The organism is Arthrobacter sp. QXT-31 (assembly GCF_001969265.1).
GTDB lineage: Bacteria > Actinomycetota > Actinomycetes > Actinomycetales > Micrococcaceae > Arthrobacter.
On the sequence record NZ_CP019304.1, the window covers coordinates 1,692,699 to 1,712,179 of the forward strand.

Consider the following 19,481-nt stretch of genomic DNA (forward strand, 5'->3'; position numbering starts at 1 on the left):
GATCAGCTTTCACCGGCGGCGAGTTGGCGTGCACCTTCAATGTATCGGGAAGTCATGAGGCGCTGCGCCCGGCGGGCCAGCGCGCCGCCCGCAGCGTAAAACCAGTTGGACGGCCTGCTGAACGCGGTGATGCTGACGAACACGCGGCCCTGGGCGTCGATCTCGGCCACGAATGACTCCTCCCCCCGCACCGGATGGCCAGGGAGGCTGCCGTAACCGAAGCCGGCCGACTGTGGGCCGCCACCGGGGGCGGGCCGGTGCACCCAGATCACCTCACAGGGTGCGTTGAGGCGGAAGGGCCCGACGCCGAAACCGCTCACCACGCGTGCGCCGGGAACAACGACGCCGGACTCGGTCCGGACGCGCAGGCCGGACCGCCGCTGCAGCTCCCAGGCCAGGATTCCCTCGGCCACCCGGTGGTAGGCGGCGGTCCCTTCGCCGAGATAGGTCCTGGATGCCACCTTGCGGTACCCGGCCGGAGACCCGCCATGTTCGGTGGCGCCGATGTCCGGGTAGTTCAGCTCGCCGCGGGCCAGCCGGCGCTCAGTCATCTGACCGGCTCCGTGCTGCACCCGTACTGTCCTGGCTCCGGCCCCGCACCCCGGCAAGCCGTGCCCAGCCGAGCTGCTCCTGCTGCTTGCGGTTCAGCGAAGCGACTACGAGGTCGTAGGAGTCCTCCACCATGTCCCGGACCATGTCGTCCGGCAGGGCTCCGTCCAGGCGGACCCCGTTCCAGTAGGTCTTGTTCATGTGCCATGCGCCGGTGATTTCCGGATGCACGGCCCGCAGCTGTTCGGCCAGGGCCGGCTCGCATTTGAGGCTGACCGACCAGTCATCCGGATCCATGGCGGACAACGCGAACATCTTGGCCTCCTGACGCGCCCCGCCGGACACCGCCGCCCTCACCTTGAACACCGATGTTTCGGGGCCAAACGGGAAGTCCTCGAAGGCCCCCGGAAACGACAGGCAGATTTCTCTCAGTCCGGCTGGGTCCATGCAGCGAGCCTACAAAGCCTTCCCGGGCAGTGCTAGTCTGCGATCATGGCAGCTGCCCAGGAGACCATACCTGTGCTGGATCTCGGCTCCGCACGCCGGGCCGACGGGTCGTTCAGCCCTGAATTCATAGCGCAACTCCGCGATGCCACGCACCGGGTGGGCTTCTTCCAGGTCATGGGCTACGGAGGTGCCCCCGGCCAGGCGAAGGAGCTGCTGGCAACGATCAGGCGTTTTTTCGACCTTCCCCTCGAAGAACGTATGAAGCTCGACAACCGCCTGTCTCCGCATTTCCGCGGTTACACCAGGATGGGCACGGAGGTCACCCAGGGAAGGGCGGATGCGCGCGAGCAAATCGACTACTCACCCGACCGTGAGCCGGTGAAGGACTATCCGGCGGACCAGCCCTATTGGCTCCTTCAGGGGCCCAACCTGTGGCCGGACGAGGCGATGCCGGAGCTGGAGCGCACGGCAATGGCCTGGGCTGAACTCATGTCCGGGGTGGGAGCGGAACTCATGCGGGCCATCGCAGTGTCCCTCCGGCTGCCCGAGGACTACTTCGACGAGCCCTTCGGGGACGCGCCGGCCTGGATGGGCAAACTGGTCCATTACGTCGGCGGCGTGGTGGAAGCGGCCGGTGACCAGGGCGTCGGGTCGCACGCGGACTACGGTTTCGTTACCCTCCTGCTTCAGGATGACGTGGGCGGTCTTGAAGTGCTGCCGCCGGGAACCACCGAATGGGTCCCGGTGGAGCCCATTTCCGATGCGCTGGTGGTGAACCTTGGCGAGATGCTGGAAGTTGCCACCGAGGGTTATCTCGCGGCCACCATCCACCGCGTACAGGCCCCGCCGCCCGGGGTTGACCGATACTCCGTTCCATTCTTCTGGTCCCCGCGCCTCGATGCCGTGATAGAGCCGGTGCCCCTGCCTGAGGACCTCAAAGCCCAGGCCCGCGGCATCTCCGACGACCCGTCCAATCCGATGCTCGCCTCATTCGGCCTGAACATGCTCAAAGGCCGGATGCGTGCCCATCCGGATGTCACGGAGCGCCACTATCCGGGACTGCTGAAGCGCTAAATGTTGCGGCCGGCGCCTGTGCACGGGACCTGTCAGGGCTAGATGCCCACGCGCCACCCTTCGCGGGCGGGGCAGGAATTCACCACAACATCGAGCCCTGCGGCCTTGGCCCTTTCCACCGCGGCGTCGTCGAACACGCCCAGCTGCAGCCACACGGCCTTGGCGCCGACGGCGATGGCCTGGTCGATGACCGCCCCTACCTTCTGTGAATTGACGAAGCAGTCCACGACGTCGATCGGGTGCTTTTCCGCCGGAATCTCCGCGAGGCTGCGGTACCCCTTCTCCCCGTGCACGTCGTCACCCGGCAGGTTGACCGGGATGATCTCCATGCCCATGCGGTCGCGGATAAAAAGCGAGACGTCGTACGCGGAGCGCCACTCGTTCCGGGTGAGGCCGACTATCGCCCAGGTACCCTTCGTTCGCATGAGCCGGTCAATTACCGCCTGATCGTTTTTGTGAGCCATGTATCAACTCTACTCCTGCGCCATTTCCGGATGATTCCCGAATATCTGAAGGTCACGTCGGTCAATCGGGCGTGATGAACGAATATTACCGTTCAAAAAAGGCCGATTTTGTGAAATCGTGCATCTGGGCTTGAGTAGATAACGACCATCCCGAGCGGCCGAGAGACCTGGATCGATGAAGCCGCAGCAACCCCCGGTGACGTGAGACGACCATTCCCACGGCGCTGTTCTTCCGCCCCGGCGGAGCTGGGGGTGCTACTGCCAGGACCGATGGAGTGCTGCAATGACCCCAGAGAATACTTTTGCCCTGCCCACCCTTGCCCGGATTCCGTCTGAGGCAACCCCACATACCACTTCGGACGCGACGGCGGTCGAAGCAGGGCTGCGTGACGCGCCCGGCTCCTCTTCCGGCTCTTCGGGATGGTCCTCGACCGAGCCAACGGACGGCGCAGTGCACGGCGTCCCCACCGACGGGCCGGCGCGTCACAGCGGTACCACCTCCAGCATCGACCCCGGCAACGTCGCCTTTTGGGAAGAACAGGCCCTCCGGCTGGACTGGGCCGAGCTGCCCGGTGCTGAAAAGTCCGGCAGCCACAGGCCGTGGCATACGGCGCACAGCTGGGTGCCCGCCGACGTCGGAACCGGCCGCGGACCCGAGATCAAGTGGTTCGACGGCGGCAAACTGAACGTCGCATACAACTGCGTGGACCGGCACGTCGAAGCCGGACGCGGGAACAAGGTGGCCCTCTTCTTCGAGGGTGAACCGGGCGACCGCCGCACCATCACCTACGCCGAACTGCAGCGTGAGGTTTCCAAGGCGGCCAACGCACTGCTGGCACTCGGTATCACCAAGGGTGACCGCGTGGTCATCTACCTGCCCGTGATCCCGGAAACGGTCATCATTACCCTTGCTGTGGCACGGATCGGCGCCGTCCACTCCCTGGTGTTCGGCGGGTTCTCCGCCGAGGCCCTGCGGTTCCGGGTCGAGGACACGGGGGCGAAGCTGCTGGTGACCACTGACGGCCAGTTCCGCCGCGGCGTGGCCGTACCGGTCAAGGACAACGCCGATGCCGCCCTCGCCGGGGACAACGCGATCGAGCGCGTCCTGGTCATCAACCGCACCACCGCCCCCGAAGCTCTCTCCACCGTCCCCATGACCGCCGGCCGCGACGTCTGGTGGCACGACGTCGTCGAACCTGCCTCCGATGTCCACGAACCGGAGGCGTTCGACGCCGAGACCCCCCTGTTCATCATGTACACGTCCGGCACCACGGGAAAGCCCAAAGGGCTCGTACACACCTCGGGCGGTTACCTGACCCAGGCGTCGTGGAGCTTCGAGCACCTGTTCAGCAACCCGGACCCGGCACTGCGGGACCAGGATGTGCACTGGTGCACCGCCGACCTCGCCTGGGTCACGGCGCACACGTACGAGATCTACGGCCCCCTCTCCAACGGCGTCACGCAGGTGATCTTCGAGGGCACCCCCAACACCCCGCACCCGGGCCGGCACTTCGAGATCATTGAACGCTACGGCGTCACGCAGTACTACACGGCCCCTACCCTGGTCCGCTCGCTCATGGGCTGGTTCCCGGACGGCGTGCCGGAAACCTACGACTTCTCGTCCATCCGTCTGCTGGGCACCGTGGGAGAGGCCGTCAACCCGGAGGCGTGGCGGTGGCTCCGCGACAACCTCGGCGCAGGCACCGCCCCGATGGTGGATACCTGGTGGCAGTCCGAAACCGGTGCCACCATCATGTCCCCCGCGTCCACCGACACCGAGTTCAAGCCCGGCTGCGCGGCCCGCCCCCTCCCTGGTGTCAGCACCCGTGTGGTGGACGAGGCCGGCAACCGCACAGCACCGGGCGTTCAGGGCTTCATCGTCGTGGACCAGCCGGGGCCGGCCATCGCCCGCACTGTATGGGGCAACCCGCGCCGCTACTTCGACTCCTACTGGAGCCAGTACGCCGGACAGGGCTGGTTCCTCGCCGGAGACGGCGCCAAGTACGACGACGACGGGGACATCTGGATCCTGGGGCGGGTGGACGACACGCTCAACGTCTCAGGCCATCTGCTCTCCACCATCGAGATCGAGTCCGCCCTGGTTACGCACCCGGACGTGGTGGAGGCCGGGGTCTGTCCGGTGGCCGACCCCAAGACCGGGCACGCCGTCGTCGCTTTTGTTGTCCTCAAGGGCGGGGCTCCGGCGGGCTCTACCACCGGCTCAACTGCCGACGAGCTCCGCAACCACGTCGCGAAGGAGATCGGCCCGATCGCCAAGCCGCGCGACGTCGTCGTTGTCCCGGATGTGCCCAAGACCCGCAGCGGCAAGATCATGCGCCGCCTGCTGACCCAGCTGTTTGAGGGAACGGCACTGGGCGACACCACCTCACTCCAGAACGAACCGGCCATCGCCGGCATCCAGGATGCGCTGCGCCGCCGCGCTGCCGCCATCCCCGGAAACCCCAACACCGGATTCCCCAACACCGGCCAGAAGTAAAGGAACGAATATGAACGACATCAGCAATGTGGCCCGTCTTTCCGAACCGCTGAAATTCGCCTACTGGGTGCCGAATGTATCGGGCGGCCTGGTGGTCTCCACCATCGAGCAGCGCACCAGCTGGGACTTCGACTACAACAAGAAGCTGGCCCGCATCGCCGAGGAGTCCGGCTTCGAATACGCACTGACCCAGACCCGCTACGCCGCGTCCTACGGCGCCGACAAGCAGCACGAGGCCACGTCCTTCAGCCTCGCCCTGCTCGCCGCGACCGAACGCCTCAAGGTGATCGCCGCCGTCCACCCGGGCATGTGGCACCCCGGCGTGCTGGCCAAGTTCGTCATAACCGCCGATCACATCTCCAACGGCCGCGCCGCCGTGAACATCGTCTCCGGCTGGCTCAAGAACGAGTTCACCAACTTCGGCCTCGAATGGCTGGAGCACGACGAGCGCTACGTCCGCACCGAGGAATTCATCAGGGTGCTCCGAGGCCTGTGGACCGAGAAGGAATACAGCCAGGCCGGCAAGTACTACAACATCACCGACTTCACCCTGAACCCCGCCCCCGTGGCCGTTCCGGGCCGCGCGCACCCGGAGATCTTCTTCGGCGGAAACTCGACGGCGGCCCAGGCCACCGCGGGCCGCGTCGCCGACTGGTACTTCTCCAACGGCAAGGACCTGGAAGGCTTCAAGGAGAACATCGCCGGTGTTGTTGCCGCCTCCGGCGAAACCAAGCGCGGCACCGAAGGCCAGCTCGCCGCCCCAAGGTTTGGCCTCAACGGCTTCGTCATTGCCCGCGACTCGGAGAAGGAGGCCCGCGACACGCTGCGCGAGATCGTGGAGAAGGCGCACAAGCCGGCCGTCCAGGGCTTCCGCGACGCCGTGCAGGAAGCCGGCCCGTCCACCAAGGACGGCAAGGGCATGTGGGCGGACTCCACGTTCGAGGACCTGGTCCAGTACAACGACGGCTTTAAGACCCAGCTGATCGGCACCCCGGAGCAGATCGCCGAGCGGATCGTGGAGTACAAGAAGATCGGCGTGAACCTCTTCCTGACCGGCTACCTGCACTTCCAGGAGGAAATCGCCGCGTTCGGCCGGGATGTCCTGCCGATCGTCCGCGAGCTCGAGGCGGACCTGGCCCGCAGGAACGGCACGGAACTCGACCTTTCGAGCACTCCTGTTGCCGAGGCGGTGGCTGTCTAATGGCTGACCGCAAATTCGGCTTCCGCACCCGCGCCCTGCACGCCGGCGGCACGCCCGACGCCGAGCACGGCGCCCGGGCGGTGCCCATCTACCAGTCGACGTCGTTCGTTTTCAAGGACACCCAGGACGCCGCCAACCTGTTCGCCCTGCAGAAGTACGGCAACATCTACTCCCGCATCGGCAACCCCACCGTGGCCGCGTTCGAGGAGCGCATTGCCTCGCTGGAGGGCGGCATCGGGGCGGTGGCGACGTCGTCGGGCATGGCCGCCGAGTTCATCACCTTCGCCGCCCTCACCCAGTCCGGCGACCACATCGTCGCGGCGTCCCAGCTCTACGGCGGCACCGTCACCCAGCTCGACGTGACCCTGCGCCGCTTCGGCGTGGACACCACGTTCGTGCCCGGCACCGACCCCGCGGACTACGCTGCGGCCGTCCGGGAGAACACCAAGGCGATCTTCGTCGAGGTGGTGGCCAACCCGTCATCGGAGGTCCAGGACCTTGCGGCCCTGGCCAAGGTGGCGCACGACGCCGGCATCCCCCTTGTGGTCGACGCCACCTTGAGCACGCCCTACCTCGTGCGGCCGATCGAACACGGGGCGGACATCGTGATCCACTCCGCCACGAAGTTCATCGGCGGCCACGGCACCACCCTCGGCGGCGTCATCGTCGAGAGCGGCCGCTTCAACTGGGGGAACGGCAAGTTCCCCACCATGACCGAGCCCGTGGCCTCCTACGGCAACGTCTCCTGGTGGGGCAACTTCGGCGAATACGGGTTCCTCACCAAGCTGCGCTGCGAGCAGCTGCGCGACATCGGACCTGCCCTGACGCCGCTGGCCGCATTCCAGCTGCTGCAGGGAGTGGAAACCCTCCCCCAGCGCCTGGACGAGCACCTGAAAAACGCGCAGGCCGTGGCCGAATGGCTCGAAGCCGATCCGCGCGTGGCCTACGTGAACTACTCCGGCCTGCCGTCGCACCCGCACTTCGAACGGGCGCGGAAGTACCTCCCCTTGGGGCCGGGCTCCGTGTTCTCCTTCGGCGTGAAGGGCGGACGGGCCGCCGGACAGAAGTTCATCGAGTCCCTGCAGCTGGCCTCGCACCTGGCCAACGTGGGCGACGCCCGCACCCTGGTCATCCATCCCGGGTCCACCACCCACCAGCAGCTCAGCGACGAACAGCTCGTGTCCGCCGGCGTACCGGAGGACCTCGTCCGCATCTCGGTAGGCCTGGAAGACCTGGAGGACATCCTGTGGGACCTGGACCAGGCGCTCACTGAGGCACAGAACGCCGCCGCGGATAACGCCGCCGTCCTCGAAGAGCCTGCTGACAGCTGCACGATTGGAGCACACGCATGAGCACCACTGAGCGAACCTGGACCGGCCCGTCTGCGCCGGAGCGCCTGGGCCTGCTGCGTGAAGCGAAGTCGATTGCCATCGTGGGCGCTTCGGACAAGCCGTCACGTGCGAGCTACTTCGTGGCCACCTACCTGCAGTCCTCGACCCGGTACAAGGTGTACTTCGTGAACCCGGTGGTCAAGGAGATCCTCGGCCAGCCGACGTACGCCTCGCTGGCGGACCTGCCGGAGAGCCCGGACATCGTGGACGTGTTCCGCAAGCACGATGACCTGCCGGGCGTACTGGACGAAGCCGTCGCCGCAGGCGCCAAGACGCTGTGGCTGCAGCTCGGCTCGTGGCACGAGGGCGTGGCAAAGGATGCCGAAACGGCGGGACTGAACGTGGTGATGGACCGCTGCGTCAAGATCGAGCACGCCCGGTTCCACGGCGGGCTCCACCTTGCCGGCTTCGACACGGGAGTGATCTCCTCGAAGCGGCAGGTTCTGGCCTAGCAACAGGGCCGGCAAGACCGAAAGAATGAAAAATGCCGGGCTGGATTTTGATGGGGGACAACTTCCAGCCCGGCACTCTCACTTTGGTAATCGACGGGGAACCCTCAGGGGTTACGCGGATTCCAAAACTTTCTAAAATCTTTTTTCGGCCTTCCCCGGCGCCGGTCCACCAGGGCGGATCCCTCAGGACAAGCCGGGAAACCTACGGCGTGCCTGGCACGGGCTTCGCCGGGACGGTCGGCAGCGTGGGCACTGCCGGCAGCGGCTTGGCCGGAAGCTTGGGCACCAATCCTGTTTCGGGGATGGTGGGCAGCTGGCTTGGACGGGCCGGCGTCGGCGATTCGCTCTTTGCCGCTCCGTGGGAAGCTGCTGAACCGGCCGATGCGTTGGGCGAACCATGTGAAGCGGACGAACCTGATTGGGCCGGGGCTACCGGTTCCGACGGCGAAGCAGCAGTTCCGGTAGCTGAGGGCTTGGGCGCAGCAACCGTGGGAGCCGGGACCGCCGGAAGGTCGGCGGGCGACGTGGGCGTTGGTGCCGGTGCTGTTGTCTCGCTGGCCGGCTGGAAGATCCGGACCACGGTATGGCCTACGCTGTTGCGGAAATCCTCGCTGGAGGCTGCGACGGCGCCGGCGCCAAGTCCCATGGCACCGACTACAGCCGCGCCCACCACCATGCCCATCCGGCGCTGCCGGTTGCGGCGGTGCTGCTCGAGGCTGGCGACGTCGGGAGTCGAGGCCCGGCGCATCGCCTGGGTGGGTGCATCCGCAGTGGGTGCGCCCGCAGCGGAGGCACCGTGGGCGAGCAGCGCGGCCAGATCGGCACGCGGTTGGGGTGCGGGGTCCTGGCCAAGTCCGCGCAGTTCTTCGAGGGACCTGCGGAGATCGGCGTCGTCTTCGAGCCCGGAATCCAGGAGGATCGCCTGGATCTCTCCTTCTTCGCGGCCTGCCGGCATGACACTCATGATGCTGCGTGGTCCTTTTCCTTGACGAGTTCGCGCAGGGCGATGAGCCCGCGGCGCTGGAGCTGTTTGATGGCCCCGGGGGTCTTGTTCATGATGCCGGCCACCTGTTCGACCGAAAGGTCCGCGACGATCCGCAGAACCAGAACTTCCCGCTGGTCGTCGTTGAGCAGGGCAAGTGAAGAAGCGATTCCGCCGAGCGAGCCGAGCACCTCGTCCTCGGCCGAGTTCGACCGCCGCTCGTCCAGGAGCGGGTCGAACTCGGTGAGCTGCGGCGTCCTCGCGGACCGGCGGCGGTAGTCCACAAGCCGCGCGTGCGCCACCGAGAATATGAAGGTCCGCAGCCCGGAGTGGCCGCCCCGGACATTGCTGAGCTTGGGCAGAATGTCAACGAAGACGTCCTGCGTCAGGGCTTCGGCGTCATCCACGCCGCGCGCCCGGAAATAGCCCAGGACGGCGGGGGAAATGGTGCTGTAGACAGCGCTGAAGCCGGAGGGGTCGCCAGAAAGGGCTGCTGACAATTCGTCATCGGTCAGCTGAGCTGCCAAGGAGCTGTCCTTCCCTTTACTGCAGGTGTGCGGCGGTAGTAAGCCTAGCCGCCGCACACCTCACGCCCCTATTCGGGGAACGCCCTGTTTCGCGTGCTGTGAACTACTTGCCGGTGGGCAGGTCGGCACCAGCGTCAACCTTGACGTCAGCGCCTGCAGTGACGGACGCATCGGCCGTCTGGGCCGCGTGGTCCGCAACATCCGGCACGGCCGGTGCGGCGGGCACCTCCGGGGCGGCGGGAACGGCCGGGACGGCGGGAACGGCCGGGACGGCCGGAACGCCGGCGCCACCGGGAACAGCGGGGATTGCAGCGGTCACGTCGGCGCCGGCGGCCTTGTCCCCGGCGGAGACGTTGGCGTTGGCGGCAGCGTTGTCCTCGTCAGCTTCGACGGCGGCGTCGGCCGCGTCTGCAGCCTCACCGGCGGCCTTGGCCTTGGCAGCCGGAGCGGCAGGGACAGCCGGCGTGGCCGGGACGGTCGGAACTTCCGGCACCTCGGGGGTGGCAGGAATGGCGGGCGTAGCGGGGGTCACCTCTGCGTGCTGCGTGCTGGACACCTGGGCGGCGTTCGCCAGTCCGATGCTGGAGAAACCTCCGACAGCAACGATGGCGGCTGCGACAGCAATCTTGGTGGTCTTGCTAACACTCTTCATCAGAAAAAAGTCCTTTGGTTGATTTGAAGGCCGGGCCGGAGGCCGATGGGGGACAACCTCCGCCCGGCGCTTACATAGACGTAATCGCCGCGGCGGTCCGGCAGGTTACGCGCACCCGGAAAACTTTTTCTGGCGGAAAGGTTTCCCTTGGAAACGCGGGATTTTTTCTGGCATAAAGCCCGACGGCGGCGGGCCACCGAAAGGTGACCAGCCGCCGTCGGGCGCTGCTCGCTTGAGTTGTTGGTGCTGGCGCCTCCGGCGTCAGTCAGTTTTAGTCAAGGATCAAATCGTTGACAACGATCGTCTGGTCCCGGTCCGGTCCCACGCCGATCGCGGAGAAGCGGGTGCCGGACAGCTTCTCGAGGGCCAGCACGTAGTTGCGGGCGTTCTCGGGCAGGTCAGCCAGCGTCCGGGCGCCGGTGATGTCCTCGGTCCAGCCCTCGAAGTACTCGAAGATCGGCTTCGCGTGGTGGAACTCGGTCTGCGTCATCGGCATTTCGTCGTGCCGGACGCCGTCGACGTCGTAGGCCACACACACGGGGATCTGTTCGATGCCGGTGAGGACGTCAAGCTTGGTCACGAAGTAGTCGGTGAAGCCGTTCACGCGGGAGGCGTGGCGGGCCAGGACGGCGTCGTACCAGCCGCAGCGGCGAGGGCGGCCGGTGTTGACGCCGAATTCGCCGCCGGTCTTCTGCAGGTACATGCCCATCTCGTCGAAGAGCTCGGTGGGGAACGGGCCTGCGCCGACGCGGGTGGTGTAGGCCTTGATGATGCCGATGGACCGCGAGATGCGGGTGGGGCCGATGCCCGAACCCACAGAGGCGCCGCCTGCCGTGGGGTTGGAGGAGGTCACGAACGGGTAGGTGCCGTGGTCGACGTCGAGGAACGTGGCCTGGCCGCCCTCCATGAGAACCACTTTGCCCTCGTCCAGGGCGGCGTTCAGCACGAGGGTGCTGTCGATGACCAGCGGGCGCAGCCGCTCGGCGAAGGAGAGGAAGTAGTTGACTACTTCATCAGCCTCGATGCTGCGGCGGTTGTAGACCTTGACCAGGAGCTCGTTCTTCTGGCGCAGCGAGCCTTCGACCTTCTGGCGCAGGATTGACACGTCGAAGACGTCCTGGACGCGGATGCCCAGGCGGGCAACCTTGTCCATGTACGTGGGGCCGATGCCGCGGCCGGTGGTGCCGATGGCGCGGCTGCCGAGGAAGCGTTCGGTGACCTTGTCCAGCACCTGGTGGTACGGGGCGACGAGGTGGGCGTTGGCGGAGACGCGCAGCTTCGAGGTGTCCGCGCCGCGGGCCTCGAGGCCGTCGATCTCCTGGAACAGTGCCTCAAGGTTGACGACGCAGCCGTTGCCGATAATGGGGACGGCGTTGGGGCTGAGGATGCCGGCTGGAAGGAGCTTGAGCTCGTACTTCTCACCGCCTACGACGACGGTGTGCCCGGCGTTGTTGCCGCCGTTCGGCTTCACAACGTAGTCGACGCGGCCGCCAAGCAGGTCGGTGGCCTTACCTTTTCCTTCGTCGCCCCACTGGGCTCCGACGATCACGATTGCTGGCATGGGATCCTCCCCCATTCGTTCGGGCCTAGCCCGGTTGGATCACCGAGGTGCTTCAACCGGAGGTCGGCGCCGTTCATGAGAATGCCCCGAGTGGACCGGCTTTCGCTGTTCCTTCGCAGGAACGGCGGCGCAACGGCCCCGGGGCTCTTACCACCCAAGTTTAGCCGATGGCGCCCCGTTCTCCCTTGTCGCGGCCCTCTCACGGGACACGCAGCGCCACAGGGCCAGCCGAGGAGTTGCCCGACGGCGAGGGCAAGCGCTTTGCCACCAAAAGGCTTTTGAAGTGATTTAGCCCTCATTTGTCGCGCAGCCGGCCCTTCCCTCCGCGACTCGGCCAGCGGGGCGTGTGAGCGGAGGGCCTGGCGGTCCGGACGCCTTGCTAAACTGGGGAGGACCGGTCAGGTACCGGTCCACACCTCATTTCACACCACGCCGCATTCGGCATGCCTGCGGCGTGCCGGTCCTGCGGCGCGGCAGCGCGACCCACCTGCAGGAGACACAGCACCACATGACAGCCCTGGCTACCGAATCCTTCCACGAACAGCTCCTGACGCGCCGTTATGAACCCAACGTCGCCGCTGTCAACGAACTGTGCGACGCCCTGCAGCTCGCCAAGCCGGGCACCCAGGTGCCGTACGTCGATCCCGCGCACGACGTCGAGGAATGCCGGATCATCAGCCTCTACTCCAACATCGGCACGGCATCGCCCACCGGCTTCATCATGCCGGGCGACGACGACGCCGCCACCCGCATGCTGGGCATCCAGTGGAAGCTGGGCCTGCGGCCGGAGTACATCATGCCGTGGAACGTCCACCCCTGGCACACGCCTGGCGAGCCGAACGGCAAGTTCACGCCCGACCAGATCCAGGCCGGCCTCAAGCCGCTGCTGAAAGTCCTGGCCCTGGTGCCCCGCGCCTCGGTCATCGTGGCCCACGGCACCGAGGCCAACCGCCTCGCCGGCCTCCTGCTCAAGACCGAAGTTCCGCTGCTGTGGCGCCGGGGACTGAAGACCTACAAGGTCCGCTCGCTGAGTGGCCGCTCCTTCGCCGGAACGCCGGAGCGGCAGAAGCAGTACCTCGACGAGATGCACGTCGCCTACGCCGACGCCATGGCCCGCACGGGTATCCGCAAGGCATAACCCAAGCCGCGAACGGGCTGAACCGACGGCGGGCGGCCAACCTTCCCAGGAGAAGGTGACCGCCCGCCGTCGTATTTAACTCAGTTGTGCTGCTTGCCCTCGATGGCTGCCTTGGCCGTGGGGTCGGAGTCGTTGAGGAACTTCTCGATCCGCTCCGGCTCCTCCGCCTCGTTGATGGCCGCGGAAGCACGCCCCAGCGAGTAGAGCGCCCGCAGGAAGCCTCGGTTGGGCTCGTGCTCCCACGGGATGGGCCCGACGCCACGCCAGCCGTTGCGGCGGAGCGAGTCCAGGCCGCGGTGGTAGCCCACCCGCGCGTAAGCGTAGGAATCGATGGTGCGGCCTTCCGACCACGCTTCCTCTGCCAGCACGGCCCACAGCAGCGAAGATGTGGGGTGCTTTTCCACGAGGTCCAGCGCCTCAGCGCCGAGCGCGAGGTGCTGGTACACCTCGGTCTCGGCGGGCAGGAGCGTGGGCTCGGGGCCCAGCAGGTTCTTGCGGAACTCGTCGGACATGATTAGAAGGTCTTGCCTGCGGAGCCGAGCTGCTGGGTGGCTTCGACGACGCGGGCGGCGAGGCCGGCTTCGGCGGACGCGCCCCAGACGCGGGGGTCGTAGGTCTTCTTGTCGCCCACTTCACCGTCGACCTTGAGGACGCCGTCGTAGTTGCGGAACATGTGGTCCGCCACCGGACGGGTGTACGCGTACTGGGTGTCCGTGTCGATGTTCATCTTGATGGTGCCGTAGGACACGGCGTCGCGATCTCCTGGTCCGAGGAACCGGACCCGCCGTGGAACACCAGGTCGAACGGGTTCTCCTTGCCGATCTTGGCGCCGACCTGGGCCTGGATGTCCTTCAGGATCTCCGGACGCAGCTTCACCCCGCCCGGCTTGTACACACCGTGCACGTTCCCGAAGGTCAGGGCCGTGATGTAGCGGCCGTTTTCGCCGGCGCCCAAGGCGTCGACGGTGGCCAGGGCGTCTTCCACCGTGGTGTAGAGCTTCTCGTTGATCTCGTGCTCAACGCCGTCTTCCTCGCCGCCGACGGTGCCGATCTCCACCTCGAGGATGATCTTGGCTGCGGCGGTCCGGTCCAGCAGTTCACGGGCGATGCGCAGGTTCTCCTGCAGCGTCTCGGCGGAGCCGTCCCACATGTGCGAGTTGAAAAGCGGGTTGCGGCCGGCCTTGACCTCGGCCTCGGAGGCGGCCAGCAGCGGCAGCACGAACCCGTCCAGCTTGTCCTTCGGGCAGTGGTCGGTGTGCAGGGCGATGTTCACGTTGTAGTTCTTGGCCACTCGCGGGCGAACGCGGCGAAGCCCAGCGAACCGGCCACCATGTCCTTCGTGGACGCACCGGACCAGTACGCGGCGCCGCCGGTGGAAACCTGCACGATGCCGTCCGACTCGGCCTCAGCGAACCCGCGCAGGGCAGCGTTCAGGGTCTGGGAAGAAGTGACGTTGACCGCCGGGAACGCGAAGCCGCCCTTCTTGGCACGGTCGATCATGTCGGCATAGATCTCTGGGGTTGCAATGGGCATGCTGACTCCTAAATCGAATTTCGTCTGCGGGTTGGGTAGACCCTGGAGTGAACCTCGTCGGCTAAAACCATCCTAGCCATTTCTGTTCAGGGGCAGTGTTTCGGATCACCCGGCCGGGTAACACTTGGCGCAACTTCGATCCGTGGCACCGGCGTGGCAGGAAGTGCCATCTCGGCGAAGCCAGCTAGACGTGCTGGCCGAACACGTGCCGGCGCACCCAGGCGTGCATCGCGATCGCCGCGGCCGAGCCCGCGTTGATGGAGCGCGTGGATCCGAACTGCTCGATGGACAGCGTGGCCTCCGCGGCCTCGTGCACCTCCGGGGTCAGTCCGGGGCCCTCCTGCCCGAAGACCAGCACGCATTTCTGCGGCAGTTCGTACGTCTCCAAGGGAACGGAGTCCGGGAAGATGTCGATCCCGATGATGGCCAGTCCCTCCCCCTGGGCCCAGGCCACGAAATCCTCCACCGTGGGGTGGTGGCGGACGTGCTGGTAGCGGTCGGTGACCATCGCCCCGCGGCGGTTCCACCGCCGTCGTCCGATGATGTGGACCTCCTTGGCGAGGAACGCGTTGGCGGTGCGAACCACGGTGCCGATGTTGAGGTCATGCTGCCAGTTTTCGATGGCGATGTGGAAGTCGTGGCGTTTGGAGTCCAGGTCCGCGACGATCGCCTCGTGCCGCCAGTACCGGTACTTGTCCACGACGTTGCGCCGGTCACCGTCGGCCAGGAGGTCCGGGTCCCAGTGGTCGCCTTCAGGCCAGTCACCTTCCCAGGGCCCGACGCCGACCTCGGGTTTTGGCTCCTGCGTCCCGTTCCGGTCTGGCTGGGGTGGGTCTGGTTGGGGTTCGGGTGTCCCGGGCGTTTGCGTCACCCCTCAACACTAGACTGGGCTCCGGAACGCAAACATCTCGGTGAGGATAAACATGGCAGAAGCGGACAAGGTAAAGACATCGGCGGCCGTGTACCGCAGCGGCCAGGAGATCGAGTGCTGGCTGACCGACATGGACGGGGTCCTGGTGCATGAGAACCAGGCCGTGCCCGGGGCCGCGGAACTGATCCAGCGCTGGGTGGACACCTCAAGGCGCTTCCTGGTGCTGACCAACAACTCGATTTTCACGCCGCGTGACCTCGCGGCCCGGCTGCGTGCCTCCGGCCTGGAAATCCCGGAGGAGAACATCTGGACGTCGGCGCTGGCCACAGCCCAGTTCCTGAAGGACCAGGTATCGGCCGGCGGACCGGACAGCGGAAACCGCGCCTACACCATCGGCGAGGCAGGGCTGACGACGGCGCTCCACGAGGCAGGCTTCATCCTCACCGACCAGAACCCCGACTTCGTGGTGCTCGGCGAAACCCGCACCTACTCTTTCGAGGCGATCACCACGGCCATCCGCCTGATCCTCGCCGGGGCCCGCTTCATCGCCACCAACCCGGACGCCACCGGGCCGTCCAAGGAGGGCCCGCTACCGGCAACCGGCGCCATCGCCGCGCTCATCACCAAGGCCACCGGCCGGGAACCGTACGTTGTGGGCAAGCCGAACCCGATGATGTTCCGCTCGGCCATGAACCAGATCGATGCGCACTCGGAAACCACGGCGATGATCGGCGACCGCATGGACACCGACATCATCGCGGGCATGGAGGCCGGGCTGCACACGGTGCTGGTGCTCAGCGGCATCACGCAGCGGGACGAAATTTCCTCCTACCCGTTCCGCCCCAACCAGGTGCTGGCCTCCGTCGCGGACCTCAAGAACCAGATCTGACCAAGAACCAGCTCTGACACAGGCCGCGGCTGGCGGCATCAGAACGGGGTCATCTTCCCGCCGCCTCCGGGCAGCGGGAAGATCTCGTTCTCCAGGTCCTCGAGGATGGGCCGGTACACGAACGGGTTCCAGCCCGGACTCGCGTGTGCCGGCAGCGCCCCTGTGGTCTGCCGGTCGGACGAGACCATGTTGGCGGCGAACGTGCGCGCCCACGAATCGCGGGCTGTCCGGTAGTTGACGGTCTGGTCCCGCTGGTTTCCGATGTAGGCCATCCGGGTGTCGCCGATTTGGCCGGCGAAGCGCGTGGCATCGAAGTGATAGATATAGGCCGATTCCGTCTGGATCAGCACGCTGGAGGGGGCGAGCGGGGACAGCTGCTCCAATGTCTGGTTGAGGATCTGGCGCCAGGTGCGCTCGTCCTTGTGGGCCACCCTCTCCCCCAGCTCGTAGCCACCGCGCAGCACCGACGGGATCCGGAAGCCGCTTTCATAGAGGAAGACCACGCCGTCGAACCAGCTCTGGTCCAGGACGTCGAACTTGCTGTAGGGGCTGCAGTCGAGCACGATCAGTTCCACCTTGACGCCGTGCAGCTCTAGCAGCCGGGCGGCCACCTGGGTGGCCACCATGCCGCCGAAGCTGTGTCCGTAGAAGTAGAGCGTGCTGAGGTTGTTTGCGCGGACGTGCTCGATCACCGCGATGACCAGCTGGTCGATGTCAAGTCCCAGGTTGGAGTATCCGGCCGCCGCGAGCTGGCCGCGGAGCCTTAGGCTGCCGCGGAGCGAGTTGAGGATCCACTGGGCCTCTTCCCAGCTGGTCTTGTAGCCGGGGAACAGGATCCAGCTGGCGTTCGGGAAGTAGCTTTGCGCGAAGTCGTCCTCGACCACGAGGATCTTGTGGACCTGCCGCTCCTCCTGCACCCGCTTGGTGAACAGCATGTCCGCGGCGAGGACCGTGGAGGCGCCGGCTCCGGTGAGGAAAGTCCGGCGGGAGAACCGCTTCAGGTCCGCGGCGCGCCGAAGCAGCCGGGCTGCGTCCCCGCCCGGCGCCTGATGCTGGCCCGTCTGGCCGGCGGCCCCTTCATATGGCACTGAACTACCCTAGGCACAGGCCGGCGGGGCAACACAAGCGGGCGTGTCCCCTGCTGACGCGGGTGGGCAAAAAGCGAAGCGGACGACGGCGGGAGGTCCCGCCGTCGTCCGCTGCAGTTCCGCTCCGGCCAGTTCAGTTCCGGACGGTTCCGTTCCGGATAGTTCAGTTCCGGACGGTTCCGTTCCGGCCGCTAAATTAGCTCAGTCCAGGCCGAGCTCGTCCTTGCTGAAGGCGTAGAGGTACGGCACGCCGGCTTCGGCTTCGATCTTTTCCTTGGCGCCGGTGTCGCGGTCGACGATGACGGCAACAGCCACGACGTTGCCGCCGGCGTTGCGCACACCCTCGACGGCGGTCAGGGCTGACCCGCCGGTGGTGGAGGTGTCCTCGAGCACCAGGACCTTCCGGCCCTCGACCGAGGGGCCTTCCACCTGCCGGCCCATGCCGTAGGACTTCTGGGCCTTGCGGACCACGAACGCGTCGATCGCCCGGCCGGCGTTGGCGGCGGCGTGCATGACGGCGGTGCCCACCGGGTCCGCCCCCATCGTGAGGCCGCCGGCGCACTCAAAGTCGATGCCGGCGTCGTCAATCAGGGACAGCATGACCTGGCCCACGAGCTTGGATGCCTCGTGGTGAAGGGTGATGCGGCGCAGGTCGATGTAGTAGTCGGCTTCCGCGCCGCTGGACAGGATGACCTTGCCGCGGACAACCGCGAGCTCCTTGATCAGTTCCAGAAGTCGGGCACGGGCAGCGGCATTGGACAGCGAGTCCGGGGTGGCAGTCATGGGTTCCAGTTTAGTCGGGCCGGCCACCTCCCCTGGCTTCGCCCCCGGACGGCGGGCGAAAGCAGGCGCGTGCTCGGGCAAGGGTCCGTGCGCGATCAGCCGGGGCAGCAGGCGCGTCAGCACGGGAAGGTGCTGGACCGCGTACAGCACCGCCGCCGGAGGCCCGGACCTCTTGCCGGTAAACAGCGGAACAAACACCCCGCGGTGCATGAGGCGCTGGACGGACTGGATGATGACGGTGGGCAGTTGCCGCCGCCGCTGCACCGCGGCAAGATCCTGCACCGTGACGTTGCGGCGCAGCAGGGCAGGCGCCAGCCGGGCGGCCGCGGCCACGGCGTCCTGGATGGCAAGGTTGATTCCCACCCCGCCCGCCGGGGACATCGCGTGAGCGGCATCGCCGATGCACAGCAGCCCGTCAACGTACCAGCGCCGCAGGCGGTCCAGGCGGACATCCAGCCAGTGCAGGTCGTCCAGGGACCGGATAGCGCCGACGCGGTCGGCGAGGTCCGGGCGCAGCGCGGCGATCCGATCCCGGAACCGCTCCACACCCTCGCTCTTGATCCGGGCGTCGGAGCCTTTCGGGGCGAAGTAGCCCATCTGGTAGTACGTGTCCCGGAAAAGGGCAATGACGGCGTCGCGGTCCCCGAACGCCGGAACGATGCCCGCCACCTCCCCCTTCTCCGATTCCGCCCGGGGCAGCTTGAACCACCAGGTATCGAACGGCACCGGGTATTCCTTCGACCTCAGGCCGGCCCTCTGGCGCAGCACCGAGTGCCGGCCATCGGTGGCCACCACGAGGTCTGCCCGCAGTTCACCCTCTGTCCCGTTCTTGGTGACGTACCGGATTCCGGCGACCCGGCCGCCGTCGGACATCAGGGAAGTTGCCTTGTGCTCCATCAGAAGCGTGAACGTGGGCTCCTGCTCAGCAGCGCGGGCGAGGAAATTCAGGAAGTCCCACTGGGGCATCATGGCGATGTAGTTGTAGGGCGGACGGAGCCCGCCGAAATTGCCCAGCGTGACCAGGCCGCCTCCGGGGCGCGGGAAGGCGACGTTGCGCAGCCGGCTCTGCGGCAGTTCACGGAACTCAGCGCCGAGCCCGAGTTCGTCGATGAGCCGGACGGTGGAGGCGTGGACGGTGTCGCCGCGGAAGTCCCGGAGGAAGTCGCCGTGTTTTTCGAGGACGGTGACCCGGACGCCGGCCCGTGCCAGCAAGAGTCCCAGCATCATGCCGGCGGGCCCGCCGCCCACCACCGCGCATCCTGTGCTCTCCATGAGCCATACGGTACGCCTCCCGCTGCACCCCGGAACAGAGACTCACAGCACAGAGCGCCAACAGAGACTTAAGCCCCTGATCCCGGGCGGAAACAGTTGAGCCTTGCTAAT

General features: G+C 66.7%; 18 protein-coding genes and 2 pseudogenes. 7 read left to right on the forward strand and 13 right to left on the reverse strand.

The features are described 5' to 3' along the window. Window positions 1–2 precede the first annotated feature (2 nt). Both BWQ92_RS07585 and BWQ92_RS07590 read right to left on the reverse strand, forming a co-directional pair. Window positions 3–551 carry a DUF1990 family protein gene (locus BWQ92_RS07585; protein WP_076798979.1) on the reverse strand — a complete coding sequence of 183 codons (549 nt, stop codon included), beginning with the start codon at window positions 549–551 and terminating at the stop codon, window positions 3–5. Continuing rightward, window positions 544–996 (reverse strand): MmcQ/YjbR family DNA-binding protein, encoded by a 453-nt coding sequence (locus tag BWQ92_RS07590; RefSeq protein WP_076798980.1) that lies wholly within the window; start codon window positions 994–996, stop codon window positions 544–546. The genes BWQ92_RS07585 and BWQ92_RS07590 overlap by 8 nt, the downstream gene beginning before the upstream one ends. A 45-nt stretch (window positions 997–1,041) precedes the next feature. On the opposite strand from BWQ92_RS07590, the gene BWQ92_RS07595 reads away from it, so the two are divergent. After that, complete coding sequence (locus BWQ92_RS07595) at window positions 1,042–2,070, forward strand: isopenicillin N synthase family dioxygenase (protein ID WP_076798981.1); 1,029 nt, start codon at window positions 1,042–1,044, stop codon at window positions 2,068–2,070. A gap of 38 nt (window positions 2,071–2,108) precedes the next feature. On the opposite strand, the gene BWQ92_RS07600 is transcribed toward BWQ92_RS07595, so the two are convergent. Further along, on the reverse strand, window positions 2,109–2,534 hold the full coding sequence (locus BWQ92_RS07600; protein ID WP_076798982.1) for a CoA-binding protein: 426 nt from the start codon (window positions 2,532–2,534) through the stop codon (window positions 2,109–2,111). Between the two features lie 283 nt (window positions 2,535–2,817). Between BWQ92_RS07600 and acs the strand changes: the two genes are divergently transcribed. From acs to BWQ92_RS07620, 4 genes are read left to right on the forward strand one after another with little or no spacing between them, the layout of a single operon-like run. Continuing rightward, window positions 2,818–5,031: an acetate--CoA ligase gene (gene acs, locus BWQ92_RS07605; RefSeq protein ID WP_236783143.1), complete on the forward strand. Its 2,214-nt coding sequence runs from the start codon at window positions 2,818–2,820 to the stop codon at window positions 5,029–5,031. A gap of 10 nt (window positions 5,032–5,041) precedes the next feature. Then, window positions 5,042–6,232 (forward strand): dimethylsulfone monooxygenase SfnG, encoded by a 1,191-nt coding sequence (sfnG, locus tag BWQ92_RS07610; RefSeq protein ID WP_076798983.1) that lies wholly within the window; start codon window positions 5,042–5,044, stop codon window positions 6,230–6,232. Beyond that, window positions 6,232–7,584, forward strand: coding sequence for an O-acetylhomoserine aminocarboxypropyltransferase/cysteine synthase family protein (locus BWQ92_RS07615; RefSeq protein WP_076798984.1), 1,353 nt, complete (start codon window positions 6,232–6,234; stop codon window positions 7,582–7,584). Before sfnG ends, BWQ92_RS07615 begins: the two co-directional genes overlap by 1 nt. Continuing rightward, a complete protein-coding gene (locus BWQ92_RS07620) occupies window positions 7,581–8,075 on the forward strand; it encodes a CoA-binding protein (protein WP_076798985.1) in 495 nt (164 codons plus the stop codon). The genes BWQ92_RS07615 and BWQ92_RS07620 overlap by 4 nt, the downstream gene beginning before the upstream one ends. Window positions 8,076–8,277: 202 nt before the next feature. Here BWQ92_RS07620 and BWQ92_RS07625 read toward each other — a convergent pair whose 3' ends face one another. The 4 genes from BWQ92_RS07625 to BWQ92_RS07640 all read right to left on the reverse strand — a co-directional run bounded on the left by BWQ92_RS07625 (window position 8,278) and on the right by BWQ92_RS07640 (window position 11,797). Beyond that, window positions 8,278–9,039 (reverse strand): hypothetical protein, encoded by a 762-nt coding sequence (locus BWQ92_RS07625; RefSeq protein WP_076798986.1) that lies wholly within the window; start codon window positions 9,037–9,039, stop codon window positions 8,278–8,280. Then, on the reverse strand, window positions 9,036–9,584 hold the full coding sequence (locus BWQ92_RS07630; RefSeq protein ID WP_076798987.1) for an RNA polymerase sigma factor: 549 nt from the start codon (window positions 9,582–9,584) through the stop codon (window positions 9,036–9,038). The genes BWQ92_RS07625 and BWQ92_RS07630 overlap by 4 nt, the downstream gene beginning before the upstream one ends. Window positions 9,585–9,687: 103 nt before the next feature. Beyond that, window positions 9,688–10,236: a hypothetical protein gene (locus tag BWQ92_RS07635; protein ID WP_076798988.1), complete on the reverse strand. Its 549-nt coding sequence runs from the start codon at window positions 10,234–10,236 to the stop codon at window positions 9,688–9,690. A 271-nt stretch (window positions 10,237–10,507) separates the two neighbouring features. After that, window positions 10,508–11,797, reverse strand: a complete 1,290-nt coding sequence (locus tag BWQ92_RS07640; protein ID WP_076798989.1) for an adenylosuccinate synthase — start codon at window positions 11,795–11,797, stop codon at window positions 10,508–10,510. 508 nt (window positions 11,798–12,305) lie between these two features. Between BWQ92_RS07640 and BWQ92_RS07645 the strand changes: the two genes are divergently transcribed. After that, the gene (locus BWQ92_RS07645) at window positions 12,306–12,935 is read left to right on the forward strand and encodes a uracil-DNA glycosylase (protein WP_076798990.1); all 630 of its coding nucleotides are present in this window, start codon (window positions 12,306–12,308) and stop codon (window positions 12,933–12,935) included. An 80-nt stretch (window positions 12,936–13,015) separates the two neighbouring features. Here BWQ92_RS07645 and BWQ92_RS07650 read toward each other — a convergent pair whose 3' ends face one another. The 3 genes and pseudogenes from BWQ92_RS07650 to BWQ92_RS07660 form a co-directional block, all read right to left on the reverse strand. Further along, window positions 13,016–13,447 carry a DUF3151 domain-containing protein gene (locus BWQ92_RS07650; protein WP_076798991.1) on the reverse strand — a complete coding sequence of 144 codons (432 nt, stop codon included), beginning with the start codon at window positions 13,445–13,447 and terminating at the stop codon, window positions 13,016–13,018. Window positions 13,448–13,449: 2 nt separating this feature from the next. Further along, a pseudogene (gene fbaA, locus BWQ92_RS07655) lies at window positions 13,450–14,467 on the reverse strand (class II fructose-bisphosphate aldolase). Window positions 14,468–14,651: 184 nt separating this feature from the next. Then, the gene (locus BWQ92_RS07660; RefSeq protein ID WP_076798992.1) at window positions 14,652–15,338 is read right to left on the reverse strand and encodes a TrmH family RNA methyltransferase; all 687 of its coding nucleotides are present in this window, start codon (window positions 15,336–15,338) and stop codon (window positions 14,652–14,654) included. Between the two features lie 52 nt (window positions 15,339–15,390). On the opposite strand from BWQ92_RS07660, the gene BWQ92_RS07665 reads away from it, so the two are divergent. Continuing rightward, complete coding sequence (locus BWQ92_RS07665; RefSeq protein WP_087872249.1) at window positions 15,391–16,227, forward strand: HAD-IIA family hydrolase; 837 nt, start codon at window positions 15,391–15,393, stop codon at window positions 16,225–16,227. Between the two features lie 38 nt (window positions 16,228–16,265). Here the strand turns inward: BWQ92_RS07665 and BWQ92_RS07670 are convergent, their stop codons facing one another. From BWQ92_RS07670 to BWQ92_RS07680, 3 genes and pseudogenes are all read right to left on the reverse strand, one after another. After that, on the reverse strand, window positions 16,266–17,315 hold the full coding sequence (locus BWQ92_RS07670) for a thioesterase domain-containing protein (RefSeq protein ID WP_076798994.1): 1,050 nt from the start codon (window positions 17,313–17,315) through the stop codon (window positions 16,266–16,268). Window positions 17,316–17,516: 201 nt separating this feature from the next. Then, window positions 17,517–18,098, reverse strand: coding sequence for an orotate phosphoribosyltransferase (gene pyrE, locus BWQ92_RS23845; protein ID WP_172804346.1), 582 nt, complete (start codon window positions 18,096–18,098; stop codon window positions 17,517–17,519). A gap of 108 nt (window positions 18,099–18,206) precedes the next feature. Beyond that, window positions 18,207–19,370, reverse strand: a pseudogene (locus BWQ92_RS07680) (FAD-dependent oxidoreductase); the annotation flags it as partial. Between the last annotated feature and the right edge of the window lie 111 nt (window positions 19,371–19,481).

Excerpts from the sequence above, each read along its gene's own strand:
- BWQ92_RS07620 (WP_076798985.1), top strand. The coding sequence starts at position 7,581 with ATGAGCACCACTGAGCGAACCTGGACCGGCCCGTCTGCGCCGGAGCGC.
- sfnG (WP_076798983.1), top strand. The coding sequence starts at position 5,042 with ATGAACGACATCAGCAATGTGGCCCGTCTTTCCGAACCGCTGAAATTC.
- BWQ92_RS07650 (WP_076798991.1), bottom strand. The coding sequence starts at position 13,447 with ATGTCCGACGAGTTCCGCAAGAACCTGCTGGGCCCCGAGCCCACGCTC.
- BWQ92_RS07600 (WP_076798982.1), bottom strand. The coding sequence starts at position 2,534 with ATGGCTCACAAAAACGATCAGGCGGTAATTGACCGGCTCATGCGAACG.
- pyrE (WP_172804346.1), bottom strand. The coding sequence starts at position 18,098 with ATGACTGCCACCCCGGACTCGCTGTCCAATGCCGCTGCCCGTGCCCGA.
- BWQ92_RS07590 (WP_076798980.1), bottom strand. The coding sequence starts at position 996 with ATGGACCCAGCCGGACTGAGAGAAATCTGCCTGTCGTTTCCGGGGGCC.
- BWQ92_RS07585 (WP_076798979.1), bottom strand. The coding sequence starts at position 551 with ATGACTGAGCGCCGGCTGGCCCGCGGCGAGCTGAACTACCCGGACATC.
- BWQ92_RS07615 (WP_076798984.1), top strand. The coding sequence starts at position 6,232 with ATGGCTGACCGCAAATTCGGCTTCCGCACCCGCGCCCTGCACGCCGGC.
- BWQ92_RS07665 (WP_087872249.1), top strand. The coding sequence starts at position 15,391 with ATGGCAGAAGCGGACAAGGTAAAGACATCGGCGGCCGTGTACCGCAGC.
- acs (WP_236783143.1), top strand. The coding sequence starts at position 2,818 with ATGACCCCAGAGAATACTTTTGCCCTGCCCACCCTTGCCCGGATTCCG.
- BWQ92_RS07645 (WP_076798990.1), top strand. The coding sequence starts at position 12,306 with ATGACAGCCCTGGCTACCGAATCCTTCCACGAACAGCTCCTGACGCGC.
- BWQ92_RS07640 (WP_076798989.1), bottom strand. The coding sequence starts at position 11,797 with ATGCCAGCAATCGTGATCGTCGGAGCCCAGTGGGGCGACGAAGGAAAA.
- BWQ92_RS07635 (WP_076798988.1), bottom strand. The coding sequence starts at position 10,236 with ATGAAGAGTGTTAGCAAGACCACCAAGATTGCTGTCGCAGCCGCCATC.
- BWQ92_RS07625 (WP_076798986.1), bottom strand. The coding sequence starts at position 9,039 with ATGAGTGTCATGCCGGCAGGCCGCGAAGAAGGAGAGATCCAGGCGATC.
- BWQ92_RS07595 (WP_076798981.1), top strand. The coding sequence starts at position 1,042 with ATGGCAGCTGCCCAGGAGACCATACCTGTGCTGGATCTCGGCTCCGCA.